Raw genomic sequence first — 275 nt, 5'->3', positions numbered from 1 at the left:
ATCCCCTCACATTCGCGCCTGGGTCTCCACCAGCGGCCGTAAACCCAATCCCATAGCCACCGCCCTGATCTGGATGCATACCGGAGCCCTGCTGCCGGTGTGGGACACCGCCGTTTTGACTGGGCCTGCCCTCGGCAGACGTGTGCGCCCTCTCAGCAGTGACGCCGAACTGACCTCTCGGCGGTGGCTCGACCAGGTTGCCGACCATCCCGGCTTTCTCGACACCCTTATCGAGGCCGCCCGCATCACCGATGGATGGCATCACGCAACACCTC

Annotated in this window: 1 protein-coding gene; it reads left to right on the top strand. The window is 64.7% G+C overall.

Annotation, left to right across the window (positions count from 1 at the left end; genetic code table 11):
- Positions 1 to 275, top strand: a 275-nt coding sequence (locus AC0IYH_RS31485; protein WP_471838164.1) for a hypothetical protein, incomplete at both ends; no start/stop codon positions are given.

The organism is Pseudomonas sp. AC463, from assembly GCF_979253585.1.
This window is presented reverse-complemented; position numbering and strand designations above follow the sequence as displayed.